Annotated in this window: 15 protein-coding genes and 1 pseudogene; 8 read left to right on the forward strand and 8 right to left on the reverse strand. The window is 70.7% G+C overall.

Features of this window, described 5'->3' with window-relative positions; translation table 11 throughout:
- Window positions 1–134: 134 nt before the first annotated feature.
- The 4 genes and pseudogenes from ABZT47_RS15335 to ABZT47_RS15350 all read right to left on the reverse strand — a co-directional run.
- Window positions 135–2,366 (reverse strand): glycoside hydrolase domain-containing protein, encoded by a 2,232-nt coding sequence (locus ABZT47_RS15335; protein WP_354841496.1) that lies wholly within the window; start codon window positions 2,364–2,366, stop codon window positions 135–137.
- A gap of 91 nt (window positions 2,367–2,457) precedes the next feature.
- A complete protein-coding gene (locus tag ABZT47_RS15340) occupies window positions 2,458–2,757 on the reverse strand; it encodes an antibiotic biosynthesis monooxygenase (RefSeq protein WP_354841507.1) in 300 nt (99 codons plus the stop codon).
- 74 nt (window positions 2,758–2,831) lie between these two features.
- On the reverse strand, window positions 2,832–3,839 hold the full coding sequence (locus ABZT47_RS15345; RefSeq protein WP_354841273.1) for an MFS transporter: 1,008 nt from the start codon (window positions 3,837–3,839) through the stop codon (window positions 2,832–2,834).
- 28 nt (window positions 3,840–3,867) lie between these two features.
- Window positions 3,868–4,311, reverse strand: a pseudogene (locus ABZT47_RS15350) (MFS transporter); the annotation flags it as partial.
- Between the two features lie 316 nt (window positions 4,312–4,627).
- Here ABZT47_RS15350 and ABZT47_RS15355 point away from each other — a divergent pair.
- Window positions 4,628–5,737: a sigma-70 family RNA polymerase sigma factor gene (locus ABZT47_RS15355; RefSeq protein WP_354841276.1), complete on the forward strand. Its 1,110-nt coding sequence runs from the start codon at window positions 4,628–4,630 to the stop codon at window positions 5,735–5,737.
- Here the strand turns inward: ABZT47_RS15355 and ABZT47_RS15360 are convergent.
- Window positions 5,709–6,656, reverse strand: coding sequence for a hypothetical protein (locus ABZT47_RS15360; protein ID WP_354841278.1), 948 nt, complete (start codon window positions 6,654–6,656; stop codon window positions 5,709–5,711). The two genes, ABZT47_RS15355 and ABZT47_RS15360, sit on opposite strands and share 29 nt — an antisense overlap.
- A 358-nt stretch (window positions 6,657–7,014) precedes the next feature.
- On the opposite strand from ABZT47_RS15360, the gene ABZT47_RS15365 reads away from it, so the two are divergent.
- The 3 genes from ABZT47_RS15365 to ABZT47_RS15375 all read left to right on the forward strand — a co-directional run bounded on the left by ABZT47_RS15365 (window position 7,015) and on the right by ABZT47_RS15375 (window position 8,475).
- The gene (locus ABZT47_RS15365; RefSeq protein WP_354841281.1) at window positions 7,015–7,536 is read left to right on the forward strand and encodes a TrmH family RNA methyltransferase; all 522 of its coding nucleotides are present in this window, start codon (window positions 7,015–7,017) and stop codon (window positions 7,534–7,536) included.
- Window positions 7,537–7,711: 175 nt separating this feature from the next.
- A complete protein-coding gene (locus tag ABZT47_RS15370; RefSeq protein WP_354841284.1) occupies window positions 7,712–8,152 on the forward strand; it encodes a cupin domain-containing protein in 441 nt (146 codons plus the stop codon).
- Window positions 8,149–8,475 (forward strand): LuxR family transcriptional regulator, encoded by a 327-nt coding sequence (locus ABZT47_RS15375; RefSeq protein ID WP_354841287.1) that lies wholly within the window; start codon window positions 8,149–8,151, stop codon window positions 8,473–8,475. The genes ABZT47_RS15370 and ABZT47_RS15375 overlap by 4 nt, the downstream gene beginning before the upstream one ends.
- 91 nt (window positions 8,476–8,566) lie before the next feature.
- On the opposite strand, the gene ABZT47_RS15380 is transcribed toward ABZT47_RS15375, so the two are convergent.
- The gene (locus tag ABZT47_RS15380; protein ID WP_354841290.1) at window positions 8,567–9,301 is read right to left on the reverse strand and encodes an NAD(P)H-binding protein; all 735 of its coding nucleotides are present in this window, start codon (window positions 9,299–9,301) and stop codon (window positions 8,567–8,569) included.
- A gap of 389 nt (window positions 9,302–9,690) precedes the next feature.
- Between ABZT47_RS15380 and ABZT47_RS15385 the strand changes: the two genes are divergently transcribed.
- Entirely contained in the window at window positions 9,691–10,176 is a 486-nt protein-coding gene (locus ABZT47_RS15385; RefSeq protein WP_354841292.1) for a MarR family transcriptional regulator, read from the forward strand.
- A gap of 164 nt (window positions 10,177–10,340) precedes the next feature.
- Here ABZT47_RS15385 and ABZT47_RS15390 read toward each other — a convergent pair whose 3' ends face one another.
- Window positions 10,341–11,021, reverse strand: a complete 681-nt coding sequence (locus ABZT47_RS15390) for a DUF4276 family protein (protein WP_354841294.1) — start codon at window positions 11,019–11,021, stop codon at window positions 10,341–10,343.
- Window positions 11,018–12,121, reverse strand: a complete 1,104-nt coding sequence (locus ABZT47_RS15395; protein ID WP_354841297.1) for an AAA family ATPase — start codon at window positions 12,119–12,121, stop codon at window positions 11,018–11,020. Before ABZT47_RS15395 ends, ABZT47_RS15390 begins: the two co-directional genes overlap by 4 nt.
- A gap of 859 nt (window positions 12,122–12,980) precedes the next feature.
- Here ABZT47_RS15395 and ABZT47_RS15400 point away from each other — a divergent pair.
- The 3 genes from ABZT47_RS15400 (at window position 12,981) to ABZT47_RS15410 (ending at window position 18,314) form a co-directional block, all read left to right on the forward strand.
- Window positions 12,981–13,571, forward strand: coding sequence for a DUF6461 domain-containing protein (locus tag ABZT47_RS15400; protein ID WP_354841300.1), 591 nt, complete (start codon window positions 12,981–12,983; stop codon window positions 13,569–13,571).
- Window positions 13,572–13,794: 223 nt separating this feature from the next.
- Entirely contained in the window at window positions 13,795–15,123 is a 1,329-nt protein-coding gene (locus ABZT47_RS15405; protein WP_354841303.1) for an SWIM zinc finger family protein, read from the forward strand.
- Window positions 15,120–18,314, forward strand: coding sequence for a hypothetical protein (locus ABZT47_RS15410; protein WP_354841305.1), 3,195 nt, complete (start codon window positions 15,120–15,122; stop codon window positions 18,312–18,314). The genes ABZT47_RS15405 and ABZT47_RS15410 overlap by 4 nt, the downstream gene beginning before the upstream one ends.
- Window positions 18,315–18,413: the final 99 nt, after the last annotated feature.

Here is an 18,413-nt window from a genome sequence, read left to right on the forward strand (position 1 = left end):
ATCGGACGGGATGGAACGACGGATCAACTACGGGCAATCGGGCGGATCGGCTGGGAACGAACGGGCGGTGCAGCTGGGGACGGCGGGCGGATCGGCGGGTGACGGCGGGGGATCAGCCGGGCGAGGGCGGCCGATCAGAGCGGGACTCCGGGCGGATCGGACAGCGACGGCGGGCGGATCCTGCGCCCCCACGCCGAGGGCTCCGGGCCCAGCCGCAGGTGCAACCGGCCGCCGCGGTGCACGGTGGCGGCGCTCAGGTGCGTCGCGTGCAGCGGTTCACCGTTGAGGGTGGCCGACTGGACGTACTGCGCCGGCGGCTCACGATCGACGCCGTCGACGCCGATCGGCGTCTCGCGGTGCCCACTGGTCTCGATGACGAACTCCCCGCCGCCGGCCCGGAGAACGGCCCGGGGGAACGCGGGCGCGTTGACCAGGAACAGGTTCTGCCCGGCGATCGGGAACAGCCCGAGCGACGCCCACACGTACCACGAGCTGAGGCCGCCGGAGTCGTCGTTGCCCGGCAGCCCGCCAGGGCCGGTGCCGAACTGCCAGGTCAGCGCCGCGTGCACCACCTCGGAGGTGCGGTCGGGCCGGCCCGCGTAGTGGTAGGCCCACGGGGCCTCCATGTCGGGCTCGTTGTTCAACCCCTCGAACCGGTTCAGGGCGTATCCGGCCGCCATCTCGGCCGCCCGAGGGCGGCGGCCGGGCTGCGTCACCGGGGCGGCGTCGAAGCCGAAGAACCTGTCCAGCTTGCCGGCGAAGGCCGCGTCACCGCCGGCCAGGGCGATGCGCGCGGCCATGTCGTGCAGCAGCCGAAAGGAGTAGTTCCACTTGCCGCCCTCGTAGAACTCCGAGTCGCGCAGCAGTCCGGTGCTGGAGTCGAAGGCGTTGGACCACTGGCGGCCGCGGTCCTCCAGGTCCTCGGCCAGATGCCGGTCGTTCAGCGCCCGGGCGACCTGCGCCGTGCAGTGGTGGGCGTAGGCCAGGTCCAGGGTGTGGGTGATCGGGTGCACCACCCCGTGCTCGAAGAAGTCCTCGCCGTACAGGCGGCGCAGGTCGTCGACCATGTGCACCAGCGCCCAGTTCCAGTCCAGGCCCGTGCGGCCCAGAGCGTGGGCGTCCGCCAGCGCGGTGTGCGCGAGCGCGCTGGCCTGGCGGAAGAACCGGTCGGCGCCGCGGGCCATCCGGTACCCGATCGGGAAGTTGCCCTCCTCCTCGCACACCCGGATCAGCGACTCCAGCAGGTCCATGGCCCGGTCCGGCGCGATGACCGCGAGCAGCGGCAACTGCGTCTTGTAGATGTCCCACATGGTGCACACGTCGAACGCGTACGGCCCAGGAGTCGGCCAGAACGGGCTCTCGTCGTCGGCGAAGCACGGCTTGATCAGTGAATGGTAGAGCGCCGTCGCGAACACGGTGCGGCGCGCCGGCGTGCCCCCCTCGACCTGGACCCGGTCGAGGTGATCGCCCCAGCGGGCCCGAGTGCGCGAACGCACCTCGTCGAACGCCGGCTGCCCGTGCCCGCACTCGCGCTCCAGGTTCTCCCGCGCCTGGTCGCACCCGCGCAGCGAGAACCCCAGCCGCACCTCGATGGTCTGCCCCGCGGCGGCCGGGCCCATGAAGAGCATGCCGAAGGGCCGCAGCGTGGTGTGCCGGATGCTGTCGAAGTCCAGGCGGGTGCCGCCGTCGATGAGCCGCCGGTCGTACCACAGCATCTGCCGCCAGCCTGGACTGTCCACCTCCAGGTGCACCGACAGCGGGACGCCCTCCATCACGACCGTGCCCTGCGCCCGGCCGTGGCCGATGCTCTCGACCTGCGCCCGCAAGGGCACGGTGCGACCCAGCTCGATGGCCAGGCCGCCGCAGGACAGATCGACCACGACGCGGGCGCTGCGGTGCTCGGGGAAGGTGTACCGGTGCACGGCCACCTTGGCCCCCACGGTGAGCTCGCAGCGGACCCCGGTGTCCAGGGTGGCCGCGTAGTACCCGGCCTCCGCCACCTCCTCGCGCAGCCCCCAGGCCTCGCCGAGCGCGTCCAGCGGCTGCACCATCGGCGTGACCCGGACGTAGTTGTAGTACTTACGGATCGCCCCGGTGCCCGACTGCTGGAAGTGGGTGAACCCGGACGCCTCCAGCCGTTCGAACATCTCCTCGGGCACGCCCTCGGTGTTCTTCGCGTATCGCCCGTAGCCGGTCGGATACGCGCCGGAGTAGGCGCAGGCCGACACCATGCCGAGCGGTGAGGTGGCCCCCGGGTGGGTGTTGCCCACCTGCGGTTTCGGCCACCACCAAGTAGCGGCCAGACCGTGCCCTCGAGGCAGGTCGGTCGCCGCGGTGCCGATGAAGGGGTCGATGTCGTCGAGGATGGCCGGACTCTATCCGGCCAGCCCCCACCTGCGGGTTTCGCGGAGATGAACTGCTTGTTCCAGACGTGTCAACCTGATCGCGGCGGCGCGCTCAGAAGCGGTACGACCCCACGATGGCCGCCTCGGTCCGTGCGAGGGTGCCGGGAACCACGCGCTCGCCGATGCCTCGCTGGAATGCCTTGAACGCGGTGGAGTGCGCCAGCGGCTCGCGGTCGTCCTCACTGACCACGATGTGGACGAAGCTCACCCCGTCGCCGAGCCGGAACGCGGCGTAGCGCAGCCCGCCCGGATCGTCGTGCGCGAGCTCGGACATGACGTCCTCGACCAGCCGCTGGTTCTCGTCAGCGGATTCGGGACGGGTCTCGTACTGTACGATCACTACCTTGCTCATCGTGCCTCCTATTTGCTGGAGATGGATTTTCGCTTCGCTTGGACCTGTCGGCGCCATGACGGCGCCTGGGCCGCCTATCCGGCGGCGTCGAGCCGCGTCGCGCGGCGCACGGTGCGGGCGAGGGCGATCCCGCCGATGACGCCGGCGAGGCTCAGCGCCGCCATCCACTCCGCCGCCGTGGACATCGCGTGCGCCGACACGTGCTCCCGCAACGGCGGAAGCGACGGTAACGGCGTGGCCTGGGAAAGGTAGACGGCGCCGAACACGGCGACCCCGACGACCTGCCCGAGTTGCATCGTGGTGGTGAGCAGGCCGCTCGCGTCCGCCGCCCTGGCGGGCGGCACGTGGACCAGTGCCTGGGAGAGCAGCGGGCTGAGGGTCAGGCCCATCCCGGCCCCGCAGACGACCAGAGCCGTCCACATCAGCGGGCCGCCCTGAGTACCGTCCTGGAGTCCGGCGGCGATACCCAGGTAGGCGAGAGCGGAGATCACCATGCCGGCCGGCGGCAGTAGGTGGTGGACGCGTGCGGGCAGCCTCCGCCAGAAGAAGCCGGCCACCCCGAACACCCCCGCGAGCGGGGCGAAGGTCAGCCCGGCACGCAGCGCGCCGTCGCCCAGTCCCTGCTGCAGGTGCAGCGCGAGGGTGAACATCAGCCCGCCGTAGGCGACCTGCATGCAGATCAGAGTGCCGATGCCCGACGCCGTCCCCGGGGCCCGCAGCACCGCCAGGTCGAGCAACGGGTCGCCCCCGCGGGCCGCGACACCCCGTTCGACCAGGACGAAGACCCCGGCCAGCACGATCCCGGCGGCGACGCACCCGAACGTCCAGGCCGGCCGGCCGGTTTCGTGTCCGAGCACCAGCGGCAGCACGACCAGGACCACCGCCGGCACCGCGACGACCAGGCCGGCGAAGTCGAGCCGCCGGGTACCGCGCGGCTCGTCCGCCGGCACCAGCCGGGGGACCAGCGCCACCAGCAAGATCCCCAGGGGCACGTTGACCAGGAAGACCGGCCGCCACGAGGCGCCCGCCAAGTTCGCCTCGACCAGCACGCCGCCCAGGACCAGCCCCGCCAGCGCCCCCACCGACAGGACGACCCCGTAGGCCGACAGCGCCTTGGCCCGCGCCGCGCCCCTGGAACCGCGTCTGGATGACGCTCATGATCTGTGGCACCATCACCGCCGCTCCGGCCCCCTGTACGGAACGGGCGATGACCAGCGTCGCGCCGTCCGGCGCGATACCGCAGACCAGCGAGGCCAGGGTGAAGACGACGGCGCCGAGCAGATACATGCGCCGCCGGCCATGGAGATCACCGAGCCGGGCCCCGGTGATCAGCAGCATCGCGTACGCGACCGTGTACCCGCCGGCCACCAGTTGCAGGGACGCTCCGGAGGCGTGCAGGTCCGCCCCGATCGACGGCAGTGCCACGTTGACGATGGTGACGTCGAGCAGGCCCATGAACTGACCGAGCAACAGCACGGCCAGCATCAGCCAGAGCCGCCCTCCCCGCCGGTCCGCCGAGCCTGCCGGCCTGGTCCTGACGTCCGGACTGACCATGTCGGTTCCTTTCGGCACCTTCGCCGCCCGGGAAGGGGAGCGTCGATGCGATAGCGCTGAGCCGTGCCGAGCCGAGGCCGTCCATCACGACGCCTCTCCGGACCACGGCGACATCCCGGCCGCGCGACCTGGGACGATCGTGCGCGGTCACCGGTACAGATCCGGCCGGCCACCGTAACTCATCGGCCGGTCATCCAGACCTCAGGTACGCGGTGGTGCCGCGGGCCGGTCCCGCCTGGACGCCACGCCGGCGACCGCTGATTTCCGGCCCCTGCCGGGATCTGTACAGGTGAAGGGTGACGCGGGTGCGACACACTTGTCCGACGACGGTTGGGAGAAGGCGATGGACCGCGAGGAGCCGATGACCTCGGGCGGCGAGGACTTCGCCCGTCTCACCGACCCGTTCCGTCACGAACTGCTGGCCTACTGCTATCGCATGTCCGGTTCGGTGCACGATGCCGAGGACCTCGTGCAGGAGACCCTGCTCCGTGCATGGCGCTCGTACTCCGGCTTCCAGGGCCGGGCGTCGCTGCGTACCTGGCTGTACCGGATCGCGACCAACGTGTGCCTGAGAGCGCTCGAGAACCGCGGCCGGCGTCCACTCCCGTCCGGCCTGAACGGCCCGGCCGAAGATCTGGACACGCCTGTGGCCGTCGCGTCGCCCGAAGTGGCGTGGTTGCAGCCGATGCCCGACGTGCTGTTCGTCAGCGCGGCACCCGACCCCGCCTCGGTCGTCGCCTCCCGCGCGGGGATGCGCCTGGCCCTGATCGCCGCCCTGCAGTACCTCCCCGCCAGGCAACGCGCCGTGCTGATCCTGCGCGACGTGCTGGGGTGGCGGGCGTCCGAGGTCGCCGAGCTGTTCGAGGTCTCGATCGCGGCGGTCAACAGCCTGCTGCAACGCGCCCGGGTACGCCTCGAACAGGACACGCCGGGCGAGGACGAGCTCTTCGAGCCGACCGATCCCGGCCGGCGCGCGCTGCTCGACCGGTACGCCACCGCGTTCCAGAACGCCGACATCGCCGAGCTCATGCGACTCCTCACGGCCGACGCGGTGTTCGAGATGCCCCCGATCCCCACCTGGTTCGCCGGCCGCCGGACGATCGGGCGCTTCCTCGCCACCCGCGTACCCGCGACGCCCGCGGACCTCCGCATGGTCCCGGCCGCCGCCAACGGGCAGCCGGCGCTGGCCACCTACCGGCGCCACGATGACGGACTGCACCACGCGCACTCGATCCAGGTCTTCACCCTCGCCGAGGCATACATCGCCCGAGTGACCTCTTTTCATGACCTGACCCTTTTCGCGACGTTCGGCCTGCCCGGCGCCTTGCCCGAAGCGGGTCCTGTCGCGCCGACCGGGGCCGGGAACCGGACGAGCAGCCGCCCGGTGCGGCCGTGCGTCATCGCTTCGTCAGAGCGCCGACGCTGAGCAGGAAGTCTCCGCCGTTCTCGTCGGCTCCGGCCATGACCGACGCCTGGCGCAGGCCGTCGCTCGCGATCGCCCAGAAGGTGAGTTGGACGGTTCCCCGCGCGGTCCGGCAGGTCTGGACGGCCGGGTCGAGCTCGGCGGTGTTGCCGCGTGCAGTCAGCGTCCAGTCGCACCCGTCGGCGGTGCGGGCCGTCACGGTGTTCCTTCGGCCGCTCGTGAACGTGACGAGCCCCTGCTGCGGTGTCTGCACGGATCGCACCTGGCCGTCGGGGTCGGTGTAGCGCGTGGTGAGGACGTTCACGCGCGACCGCGGGTCGGACGCGTCGTACTGCCAGGATCCCGGGAAGACCTTCCGCGCCTGCGCCCACGCGTGGCCTGCGACCTTGGTACGGCTGCCCTGGTCGAGGCGGAACTCGTAGTCGCCGGTCGGCTGGTGGCTGACGGCCACGATGCTCTCCCGCTCACGGTCCCCGGACAGGGAGACCGACCACTTGGTGATGGTGTACGCCGAGCCGATGACGTGGTTGAAGCAGTACTGGGACGGGGAGTCGAGCTCCAGCGAGGTGGGGAGCACCGCGAACGTCCACGTGCACCCCTGGTCGGTGTGGCCCGTGATCCTGCCGTCGGCCGCCTTGAAGAACACGATGGTCCCGATCTGCGGGACCTGGATCGCCGGGCCCGGACGGCAGGTCGTGCTCGTGTCCGGGCAGCTGATGACCGCGATGTTCCGCATGCTCTCGCGTACGGGCTGGTCGTAGTTCCACGTTCCCAGGTACTCGCGCCCGCTCCGCGCCTGCGCCTGTGTCTGTGCCTGTGTTTGTGCTTGTGCCGGCCCGGGTGCCGCCACGCCGATCGCGGTCCATGTCGCCAAGCCCAGGGCCATCAGCGGTGCCAGGGCGGTGAAACGCCTGATGAGCATGATTTCCTCCTCTGTGTTGAGGCTGCTGTGTTCGAGGCTGCTGTGTTCGGGGCTGCCCAGGAACCTACGGCCGGCCGGTGATGTGCTTCGTCGCCCCTGCGTCCCCTTCGGAGCTACTCCCGGCGTCGTAGATCCGCCGATCCTCATCCCCGCGACGTACGCACCCGCCGAGCCTGGCCCGCCGTCACCGGGGGCATCCGCCGATCCTCATCCCCGGGACGTACGGACCTGCCGTCGCCCGTGGCCATCCGCTACTTTGGGAGGCGGACCGATTCGTCGATGGCCCGGGCGTGCCGCTGAAAGCGCCCATCGTGATGTGCCTTCATCTCCTCCGCGCCGGAGCGCCCCGCACCCTGCGGTGAGCGGGCGCGCCGTACGGGTCCGCACCCGTGAAGACCTGCGAACCGAGCGGCGGCGACGCCCGCCGCGCTGCCTGGGACACCTGACCGCCGCGCCCCTCTGGCCGCTGCACGGGGTCAATCTCGGGACCCTGCTCCGCACGTGTGACGCCGTCGGCGCCTGCCTGGCCGTACCGCGTCTGCCATGGGTGCCGGAGGCGCTCCGCCGCGGGAACACGCTGCGCCACCCGGCCTGCGTGCACTGGGTGGGCGACCCGCTGGACTGGCTCGCCCGGCAGCGGTCGGCCGGAACCCGAGTGCTCGGTGTCGAACTGGCCGAAGACGCGATACGGCTGGCGGATCTGCCCATGTCACGTCAGCCGACCATCGCGCTCCTCGGCCACGAGAGCGACGGCATCCCGCCTGAGGCCCTCGACCTCCTCGACCAGGTGGTGGAGATCCCGATGATCGGCACCGGAGCCAGCCTCAACGTCGCGGTCGCCGCCTCCCTCGTCCTGTACAAACTGGCCGGCTTCGCCTGACACGCCCGATCGGTTCGTCTGGTGGTCGGCGCCGGCTCGTCAGCGTCGAATCTCGCGGACCCGTTGAAGGGAGAAGGCGGGCTGACCAGGGGTTTTGTCACATATCTCGGCGCTGTCCGGTCTGAGCTGGTGCACGGCCGGAACGAGCCGGCCACCGTCACGCGAAGGAAGCCTGATGAGCACCGATCACGCCCACGCCCACCACCTCGAGAACCCCGACAAGAGCGGGCCGCCGCCGAAGATCGACGTGGTCGCCGCCGTGCCGGGGGCGCCGCCCGCGCCGGAGGGGGCCGAGGCGATGACCATCCTGGTCACGTTGCCGCCGAACAGCCCCGGCGCGCCGCCGCACCGGCACTCCGGGCCCGCCTTCGGATACGTGGTCAAGGGAGCCATCAATTTCGAGCTCGAAGGCGAGCCCGTGCGGGTCGTCCCGGCCGGCGAGGCGTTCTGGGAGCCCGGCGGAGACGTGATCCACTACCAGGACGGCAACCACCTCGCCGACGAGGAGTCGGCGTTCGTGGTGACGATGTTCTGCGCGCCCGGGCAGCCGATGCTGACCGTGGTCGAGCCGGAGGAACTGGAAGCCCGGCGCGACCGCCGCGCGCCGCGGTCATGACGAAGATCTCGCTCAACGCGGTCGTCCGCGACCTGCTCACCCACGCCCGTGCGGCCGGCAGCGGTCGCGACGCCACCACCGTCCACGGCGGGCGCGACCGTTCGCTGCGGCAGACCGTCATCGCACTGCGGCAGGGCGAGCACATCCACGAGCACGAGCATCCCGGCGAGGTCACCGTGCACGTGCTGTACGGATGGGCGCGGCTCGTGGCCGGGCCCATCTCGTGGGACGGGCAGCCGGGCGACCTGCTGGTCATGCCCCGACGCCGCCACCGCGTGGAGGCCGTACAGGACTGCGCGCTCCTGTTCACCACCGCACGCTGAACCTGGCGTCAAAGGCGGGAACCGGTCTCGGTTCCCGCCTCGGTGTTCCCGAGCGGTCAGGCCCTCGGCGGCGGCGTGAGGCAGAGGATGATCAGCGCGCGAGCCACTCCCGGTAGGTGGTCGTGGTGATCACGGCGCCGTCCTTGGCGAGGAGGGCGTCGCCACGCGCGGCGGCGTACATGCCGGCGCTGTCATCGATGACGACGGCGCGGCGGTCGCCGCGGGCGGCGAGGGCGATCCGGCCCAGCTCGTCGAGCGGGAAGACCTCCGGGCCGGCGATGTCCCGGGTGCCGCGCAGCGGGGCGTTCACGCTGACGTCGGCCACGACCCGGGCGACGTCGTCCGCGGCGATGGGCTGCATGAGCGTGGCGGGCAGGCGGACGGTGTGCTCGTCGGAGGTCCAGGACATCACCGTGTCGATGAACTCGAAGAACTGCGTGGCACGCACGATCGAGTACGGCACGGGGCCGGCCTTCAGGATCTCCTCCTCCAGCACCTTCGCCTGGTAGTAGACCAAGTCGGGCACCAGGTCGACGCCCACGATGGACAGGATGACCGCGTGCCCGGCACCGGCCGCCTCGGCCGCCTTCAGCAGGTTGCCCATGGTCGTCTCGAAGAAGGCGGGGGAGGCGTCGCCGAAGGTCCGCGGCTTGGTCAGGTTGACCACGACGTCAGCGCCGGCCAGCGCCTCCGGCAGGCCCTGCCCGCTGAGCAGGTCCACCCCGCTGGACCTCGCGTGCGACACCGCCTCATGCCCGTCCGCGTTCAGGATCTTGACCACCCGGGCCCCGATGAGGCCGGTCCCCCCGATGACAGCGATCTTCATTTCCCCCGGCCTTCCTCTGGCTCTCGAACTTCTCGTACCCAACTGCCCGCGCCGGCTCGCGTACGCGCTCGAACCCGAAGTGCTCCTGTTACCCGATGACCCCCGTCGGATCCGCGTACGCGATCGTCCGCGAAGTGCTCCTGGTAGCCGACGACCCCACGGCCGACCCGCGTACGCGCTCGGACGTGCAGGGTCGTCCCGTCCGCGGAATCGGACGTGCAGTGCCGTCTCGCCCGCGGAATCGGACGTGCAGTGCCGTCTCGCCCGCGGAATCGGACGTGCAGGATCGTCTCGTCCCCTCAACCGGACGATCACGCGGTCGGTAACGGTTTCGAGCTAGTATCAATCGATACCGTATCGAACGAACAGATGCCAGGTAGTGTTCTCCCATGGCCGCCGACAAGCCCCACGGTCCCACCGCCCCGCGTGCCACCGGCCGTCCTGGGGACGCCTCGCCTTTCGCCCTCGGCCTGGTGCTGCGCCGTGCGCACTGGCGCGCCGCCGTGGCGGCCACGGAGGCGCTCCGGCCGCTCGGCATCGAGCTGCGGCATTTCGCCGTCCTGCTGGTGCTGGTCGACCACGGCCCCACCCTGCAGAAGGACCTGGTGACGGCGACCGGCTCGGACAAGGCGGGCATCATGCGCGTGGTGGACGACCTTGAGCAAAGGGGGCTGGCCGTACGCAAGACCGTCCCGGGCGACCGGCGGGTACGAGCCGTCGAGATCACCCCCCAGGGCCTCGAACTCTTCGACGCAGCCCACGTGGCGGCGCAGTCCCTGACCGAACGCCTGGTCGCCGAACTGACCCCCGAAGAGGCCGACCAACTCAAGCACCTGCTAACCCGCATCGCCTACCCCGGCGGCGACCAGACCTGAGCGCGCCACGCGGGTGACCTGCTCCAGGGCGCACGCACCACAGGCTCACCGACCTGGCCTGAGAGCCCAAGATTCTGCGGGCGGTTTGCCCATGAGGGAGTGTCTCCGCGTCAGGGCAGGGCCTTAGCGAAGCCGCGACTGTTGCCTCGGCCGAGTTGGAACGGTCATCCTTGCTTCGCGAGAGTGGCGTTCACCGCGTCGAACCAGGCATCGGCGTGGGGGCAGGCATTCCTGATGGCGTCGATGCCGATTTCGGCGATGACGAGTGGGCCGTCGGATGTCTTGCGGTAGCGCGGGTAGAGGCGCAGGAGCCGTTTGGACGGGGCGGTGGCGGCTCCGTCATTGACAAGTTCAGCGCCCTGGGCGTCGATCACGATCGCCTTTGCGGCGTTGGCCAAGGCGGCATCGCCGGTGAGTTCGCCGAGGGCCTCATGACCGAGGAGCACCCATGCTTCGATCTCGTGTAGGACCAGGTGAGGCACGAAACGATGGTCACCGACGGCTTCGGTCATGGCACGCTCGACGTAGCACACCCGGTCGTATGGCGAACCGGGCGGGCGTGTCGCCATCCCGGGAACGTCGGCAGGGAGCCCGTAGTAGTCCAGCAGGGTCGTCAGCACGGTGATGGAGGAGTCGCGCAAGAGCAGGCGGATCTCCGCATCGAGCTTGCCCCATGTGGACAATCCACCCTTGTGGGAAGCGCCACCCGCGGGGCGTTTGGTGGTGAAGATGGATCGCGTGACGAAGAGGTCAGTGCGCTGCAGGTAAGGTTCGATGACCTCGCGGGTGACGGTCTCTTCGGTCTGGCCCTCGCACAGGATGTGCAGCCGGCGGAACCCGCTCACCGGGACTCGGCCTGTGGCCTGCCGCCGAGCAGGTTCTTCTCCCACAACTCGCCCAGGGAGTAGTCGGCCAGCCAGTCGCGCAGTCGCTCTGGATCAGGGCGGTCGAATACCGAGGCCCCGCCGGAGCGTTCGACGACGATCAGGTCGTCGAGTTCGAACTGGTTCATCAGCGTCACGGACTGGGTGGCGATGAGGACCTGGCTGGCGTGGCTCGCGGCGCGCAGCATGTCGGCCAGTTGAACGATGGCGTACGGATGCAGGCCGAGTTCAGGCTCGTCCAGGACGACGAGGTTGGGCAGGTCGGGCAGGCTCAGCAGGGTGGTCAGGCAGATGAATCGCAGCGTTCCGTCCGACAGCGCGTCGGCAGGGAAGACGATGTCGGAGCCTTCCTGCTGCCAGCGCAGCCGCAATCGGCCGTTTTCCTCGATGAGCACGAAGTCCCGGAAGAACGGGGCGACCTGGCGGACGGTGCGCACGATCCTCCGGTAGGAGGCGGTGTCGGCCTTCTGCAGGCGGAGCAGGACGGCGGCCAGGTTCCCTGCATCGGGGTGGAGCGCGATGTTGTCGGCGGCATATCCCGTCTGCTTGACGGGGGCGTTCGTGCCGGTGTCGTGGAAGTGGAAGACGCGGCAACCGCGCAGCATGTCCACCACGTGCCCGGCGACGGAGTTCCATCCGCGCTGGCCGATCTCGTCCAGCAGGCGGGTCTCCCGGTGTCCTCGTCCCAGGGAGGCGTCGAACGGCGTGGCGTGGCCTTCGCCGTGGAGCCAGATGCGTTCCTCTCCGAAGATCAGCTCGTCACGGGCGGCGGGGATGAGCGTCGCTTCGTACCCGTTGGGCGCGAAGTCCAGGCGCAATGCGATGCGCGTGTCACCCTTAGGGCCGCCGTGGAGCAGGGCGGAGGCGCCGCCGGCCTGGCCGACGAAGAGGTTGAGCTCTCCGTCGACGATGCGGCCCATCAGGGCGAGCGCGGAGATGAAGTTGCTCTTGCCCGCGCCGTTGGCGCCGACCAGGACGTTGAGATCACGCAGCTCGACCTGCGCCGACCGGATCGAGGTGTATCCCTCGACCGTGATCGACTGCAGTCTCCGGCGCGCCATGAAGCCAGCTTAGATCGGCCCGGACCAACCGATCACCGGAACGGTGGTGATGCAGCCGCTGGACGAGGCGTTCGGCCGCGAATGTGCAGGTCGAGAGGGGGGTGATCTCTAGCCGCTTCGCCGTCGAGCGGCCCTGGATCGCATGGAACGTCCGCCGCGCAAAGATGACCTGTGCGGTAGGAAGGCATCGTGACGAACGTTCACGGCACCGGCATGGAGTGGTGCTACCGCTGGCGCGCTCGCCTTGCTTGCGGCCACGGCCGCCTACAGCATCGTGGACACCGTCCGTAGCGGCGGGCAGGTCCCCTGGTACCAGTCCGAACCGGCCCTGTGGTGGGTCGCCAGTGTCGTCTGCGGTGCACCCTTGGGTGCCGTTGGCGCATGGGTCAAGCGACCGGGAGCGATCGGGTTGCTCGCGAGATCGACCGTGCCGGTCGGCGCCGCCGTACAGATGGTCGTGCTCCCGCCCGGCAGGAACGAGGTAGTCCAGACCGTAGGCAAGACGATCGTGTGGACAGTGGCCGCCGCGAGTATCGGCTTCATCGTCGTCCGCCTCCGCCTCGGGCAGGGACGTCGGCGTTTCCCGGCAGGTGCGGAGTCGTCGTAGGCGCAGTGGAGCGCTTCCGCGACTCGTGCGCGTCGACGTCCCCGAGGCAAGGGGCGAGTGAGTGGTGGCCAGGTACACCGATGAGCAGGTGGACTGACCGGGAACCGCGGATGTTCAGCGGGATACCGCATCGGGCGTTAGTCTGGCAGATTTTGCCTGATCAACATCACTCGGCATTCATAATCTGAGCTCGCCGGGGCCTGTGAGCGTTACATGACGGTGTCGCCCATCCCGGCATAGCGATGAGGGTCTGTGAACGCCAGAGAAGTGGCAGACATGCTGGAGAACGTGGGACTGTTCGAGCAGTTCTGCGGGACGTGGGTCCGTAATCTTCAGAGCGACGACGTAGCCCGCCTTCTCGGTGCGGACGCGTCGTCCGTGACTCTCCACACCATGCATGAGCTCAACGCCGAACGCTGGCGCGTACCCGGTGACCAGCCCATCCTCCTCATCGGGCCCATCGGCGACGCTCACACCCTCGTCGTCGAACCACAGAGCTATCTAGGAGCGGAGCCAAATAGGCTCCGCTCCTTGTCCTCCGGCGGAGGGCAGGCGATGAACATCCACTGGACTGTCAATCTCGACAGCGGCGTGACCTTAGCTCGAGATGGCGTAATTGTGACGGCATTGTCGCTGACCGCCCCACATCTCGATCGAGAGGGAATCGACCCAGCACATCTGGATCACGACTTGCAGGTGGCCGGACTCACCACCGGGCAGAACTTCGACGAGCGTGTGGCGGTGGCCTTCACCGTGGCAGGTCGGCTGAGCGGTACGACACTTGACGATGAGTGGTTCGGCATTCCGCAGAGGCGGTATCTCGCAGCCAGACGCCGCCGTTGAGTCCGGATGTCTCTCGGTGGACGATTCTGGCCTGCTGTTTCACGGCATCACACAGACGCAGTCACGGTCGGCGTCGGAAACGGGGTGTGCTTCACTTCATCCCTTCCCTTCGCCCACGACAAAGCGCCTGGGTCCCATCGATGGCGTGGATGTTCACAGGAACCTCCATCTCCTCGACATCCGCTGCGGCGGTTTGTCGGTGGGGGGATCTACTGTCCCGGCCATGATCTCAGCGACGCAGGCGTACACCTACGCCGCGCCTTCCTCTCTTGTCGACGGTCGTCTCGGGTTGGCGACCTCCGGTGGGCGTGCCCTGTCCGGCGCGGCCGTGGCGCCCCGGTTCTTCAGCGGCGTGGTGACCCAGGCGGCCCCCGCCGCGGCGGGCCTGCTCGGCGTCGCCGATGTGGCGCTGGCCCGCTACCACCAGCCCCAGGCGCGGCCCGGCTGGGTGCGGGACCCGGTGGTGACGTGCGACGGAGACCGGTTGCGGTTGGAATCCTTCTCGGCCTGCGGCGGGGTGTACGCCCGGCTCGACCTGCTGAGCGGTGCGCTCGACGGCGAGGTGTTCGACCGGGGCACCACCAACGTCGACGTGAACGCGCCGCTCCGCGAGGCGCTGGCGCGCATCGGCGCGCGCGACCCGTTGCACCTGGGGGTGGGCCTCGACGAGTTGGTCGTGACCACGATGGACGGCGCGGTGGTGGAGAAGAAGGTCCCGCTGCCTGAGCGCTGGCTACGCGGGTTCGCCGAGGTGCAGGTCATCGCCTCGGGCATGGACCAGCGCGGTGAGCTGACCGGCATGGCGGCGGTGCGGTTCCTGCGCGGGCTGCCCAAGAAGGGCACGGTGTGGGTGGCGCAGGCGGGGCGTGAGCTGAAGGTGTCCGACCGTCAGGTGCCGGGCTCGGTCCAGCTCGCCGGCCCCAACCGGCTCGGCACCCTCCTGCCGTTGCTCCGCTTCGCGAAGTCCCTCCGGGTGTACGGCCCGGCCGACTCGGCCTCCAGCGCCTGGGAGCTGGAGCTTCCCGGGATGCGGTACACCCTCACCCTCTCGCCCGAGCGCTGGCGCGGCTTCTCCGGCGAGGGCGCGGTGCTCGACGACCTGGCCACCGATGAGGCCGAGAACGACGCCGACGTCGTGGGCATGCTGCTCAACTTCGAGCCGGAGGTCGAGATCGGCCTGCTCGCCGACCGTGCGGGCATCCCCGCCGCCCGGGTGCGGGCCGCGCTGACGCGGCTCGGCGCCGCCGGCCGGGTCGGCTACGACTTGGCCGAGGCCGCCCACTTCCACCGTGAGCTGCCCTACGACAAGGACAACGTGATCCTGCTCAACCCGCGGCTGGCCAAGGCGCGCAAGCTCGTCGACGCGGGTGCCGTTCGCCTCGAAGGCGAGTCGGCCACCGTCCACACCTCGGGCGGCGCGCGCCGGGTCTCGCTGGCCGACGGCTCCTGCACCTGCGAGTGGTGGTGGGACCATCGCGGCTCCCGCGGGCCGTGCAAACACGTACTGGCCGCCCGCATCGTCGCCAGCGCCGCCGTGGAGGTCTCCCGATGACCCTCTGGACAGAGATCCGCGAGCTGGTCACGCGCAACCAGGTCACCCGCCTGGCCGACCGTCTGGTCACGCTCAGCGAGGAGGAACGCGCGGAGCTGGGCGGGCGGTTGCCCGGCCTGGTCAAGGAGCTGCGCCGCGTCCGCACCGAGCAGGTGCGCGCCGAGCATCCCGACGACTTCGAGGAGATGGCCTCCTGGGAGGTCGGCGACCTGCTCGACGAACTGGCCGGCGCGCTGCTGCTGACCGGTGTCGGCGTCATCACCGGCCCGGCGGCCGCGGTGACGTGGATGACGAGCCGCGACGTCAACCGCCGCTGGGCCGAGGAGATCGACGTGGCCCAGGTGTGCAGGGTGGCGGCGAGCCGCCCCCTGGAGTGGCGTCGTGACGTCGCGGTCCGGCTGGCCCAGCGGGTGCGCCGTCCCGCCGACCGCATCGCGCCGCCGGCCGTGGCGCTGCTGCGTGCCTCCGGCGCCGTTCCGCCCGACCACGACCCGCTGGTGGCGGCCTGGCTGGCCGCGCCGAGCGTGGCCGGTGACCCGCTGACCCCCGTGCTGCTGCCTCGCGTCTTCGCCGCCGACGGCGCGGGCCGCGCCCTTCGTGACGAGCGGCTGGAGCCCCGGCCGACCCGCTGGCTGGCCGCCGCCGTGCGCGAGCTGCCCAGAGATCAGGCGCTCGACGGTTGCGTGAGCCGTTTCCTGCGCGGCGGCGAGGCGCAGGACCTGCGGTTCTTCGTCCGGCTGCACACGCTCCTCGACCCCACGCCGGCGGAGTCCGCTTCCCGCCTGCGCGACTACCTGCGGTTGTTGCCGTCGGCTCCGGGCACGGTGGCCGAGCTGGCCGCCGGGCAGGTGCGCGGAGCGATGCCGCTCGACCAGGCCGACCTGGTCGAGGCGGTCGACGCGCTCACCTTCCGGGAGGAGGCCAAGCTCGCCGCCACGGGCCTGCGCTGGCTCGACCAGGCGATCAAGGCCACGCCCGGGACGGCCGGCGACTTCGTGACCGCGCTGACCACGGCGTACGCGCACAAGTCCTTCGACGTGCGCAACCGCGCGGCCGAGCTGACCCTGAAATACGCCGGCCTGCTCACCGGCCACGCCGAGACCATCCTCGACGGCGCCCGCCACCTGCCCGCCCACCTGGGCGCGAAGCTGGCCGAGCGGTTCGGCGGACAGACCCCGGTCGAGGAAGCGCCGGCACGGAAGGAGTTCCCGCCGCTGCCCGAGCTTCCGGAGATGCGGCGGTTCCCCGAGCCATCGATCAACCCCAACTACCACGAGCGCTGGGTCGGCCAGGAACGCTGGCTGGCGGCCTTCGTCGCCGGCATCGCCGACGACCGGGCGGAGCTGCGGCGCAGGCTCAGGCTACGCGTTGATCACGACCACGGCCGCTGGCGGTCCAGGCAGGTGCGCGTCAACCCCGCCGACTGGCAGTCGGCTCTGTCCGCCGAGCTCGTCACCCCCGGCAGCGTGCCGGTGCCACCGCCGATCGCGCCGGAGAAGTTCTGGGACGACGCCCACCACTCCGTGCGCGTGCGCGCCCTCACCCGTGGCGAGGAGCCCGAGCCCGAGCCGTCGCCCCGGCGGATCACGATGATCGGCGCCTACCGGCAGGGCCGCTATCTCGACGACGACGCCCCGCTCCGCGCGTTCTCCCTCACCTGGACCAGCGACGACGGTCCGGACAAGGCGGAGGCCCACGAGGGTGACCGGCAGATCCCCTTCGCCCGGGGCCGCATCCACCTATATGACGCCCCCACCGACGCCGAGCAACCGCGGCACCACGGCGCCGAGGGATGGATACGCGGAGTGCCGTCCAGCCCTCATCCGGTGCGGACGAAGCCCGGCGTCCTGTACGACGACTCCGTGGAAGCCATGCCGTCGTTCATCCTCGACGGCGCCTACGAGCGTATGGCCGAGCTCGGCGTGGACTCCGCGCGGATCGCGGCGATGCGGGCGGGGGAGCAGGTGCCTCCGCCGAAGCCGGGCGAGCCGCTCGTGCAGGTGACCGTCGTCTTCGTCCCGCCCCGGCTGCGTTCCTACATGCCCAGGGAACTGCCCGAGCACGACGAGTGGGGGCGGCGCAACCACCTGCCCCATCCCAATCGCGTCTCTCCGCCGCACGAGTTCCTGCTGCACCGCTACGCCGAACTCGCCGAGGCCCTCCGCGACGGCGCCCTTCCGCCGGTGCTGCTGGCCACCCCGACCTGGATGAGCGGCCACCTCGACCCCGACGTGCTGGTCGACCGGCTGGAGACCTGCGCGGCCGCCGGCGTGGAGCCACTCCCGGCCGACCTGGCGCAGGCACTGCTGCGGTTGCCCCGAGGCTCCCACCCGGCTGCGGCCGACCGGGCCGCCAAGGTCGACTCGGACGCGGCGCGTTCGGCCGCCCGCTGGCTCGCCGGCGACGGCATGGCCGATCCCGAGTGCGGCCACGTGTGGCGCCACATGGTCGGCGCGTCCATGGTCGACTTCGGCGACGGCGAACCGGACCACTTCACCGAGGTGCGACTGCAGCCCGTGCTACGGGTGACGACCCCGACCGGGCACCGGTTGATCGACGAGGTGCTGCTGCGCCAGCCGTTCGACTGGAGGGTCGACGAGTCCAGCGGCACGCTCGCAGCATGGCCCGCCATGCTGCCCTCGCACCGGGAAGTCGTGGCCGTCAACTTCCTGCCCTTCCTGCTACGCGACCACTGGGGCATGTGGACGACTCCGGCGGAGCTCAGCGGCCTGGAGATCACCCAGGGCCCGCTGGGCGAGTCCACGGCGGTGATCCTCGCCTTCCTCCTGGCCGGCGGCGTGCCCGGCGTCATCCCGCTCATCCTGAGTATGGCCGCGAGGGGCGACCTCCCCGCCGAGGCGATCGGCCGCCAACTCGCCCTGGTGCTACGCCGCACCTGGCGCGAGACCCGCCCCGCCATCGCCGCCCTCACCGAACTCGCCGAAGCCGGCGCCCACCACGAGGTATGGCGCATCCTCCGCGCCCTGCTCCCCGAAATGCTGCCGCGCGAGGGCCAGCGCATCACCGCGACCCACGCCGACCTCGTGGCCTTCGCCACCGACGTGGCCCACTGGACGGGCGCCCGCGGCGAGATCCCGGTAATCGCCGACTTCGCCCAGAGCCGCCGGACCATCCGCTTCGTCCACGAGTGCAAACGCCTCCACGCCCGGCTCACCGCAGCCGCGCCATGACGTGGCCGATGCCCTGTTCCTCACCGGCTCAGGCCGCCCAGCCCAGAGGGGGCTGGGGCGGCCTGACCTTCTACAAGATCATGCACATGCTCCAGGTCC

Source organism: Sphaerisporangium sp. NPDC005289, from assembly GCF_040607455.1.
Classification (GTDB): Bacteria; Actinomycetota; Actinomycetes; order Streptosporangiales; family Streptosporangiaceae; genus Sphaerisporangium; species Sphaerisporangium rhizosphaerae.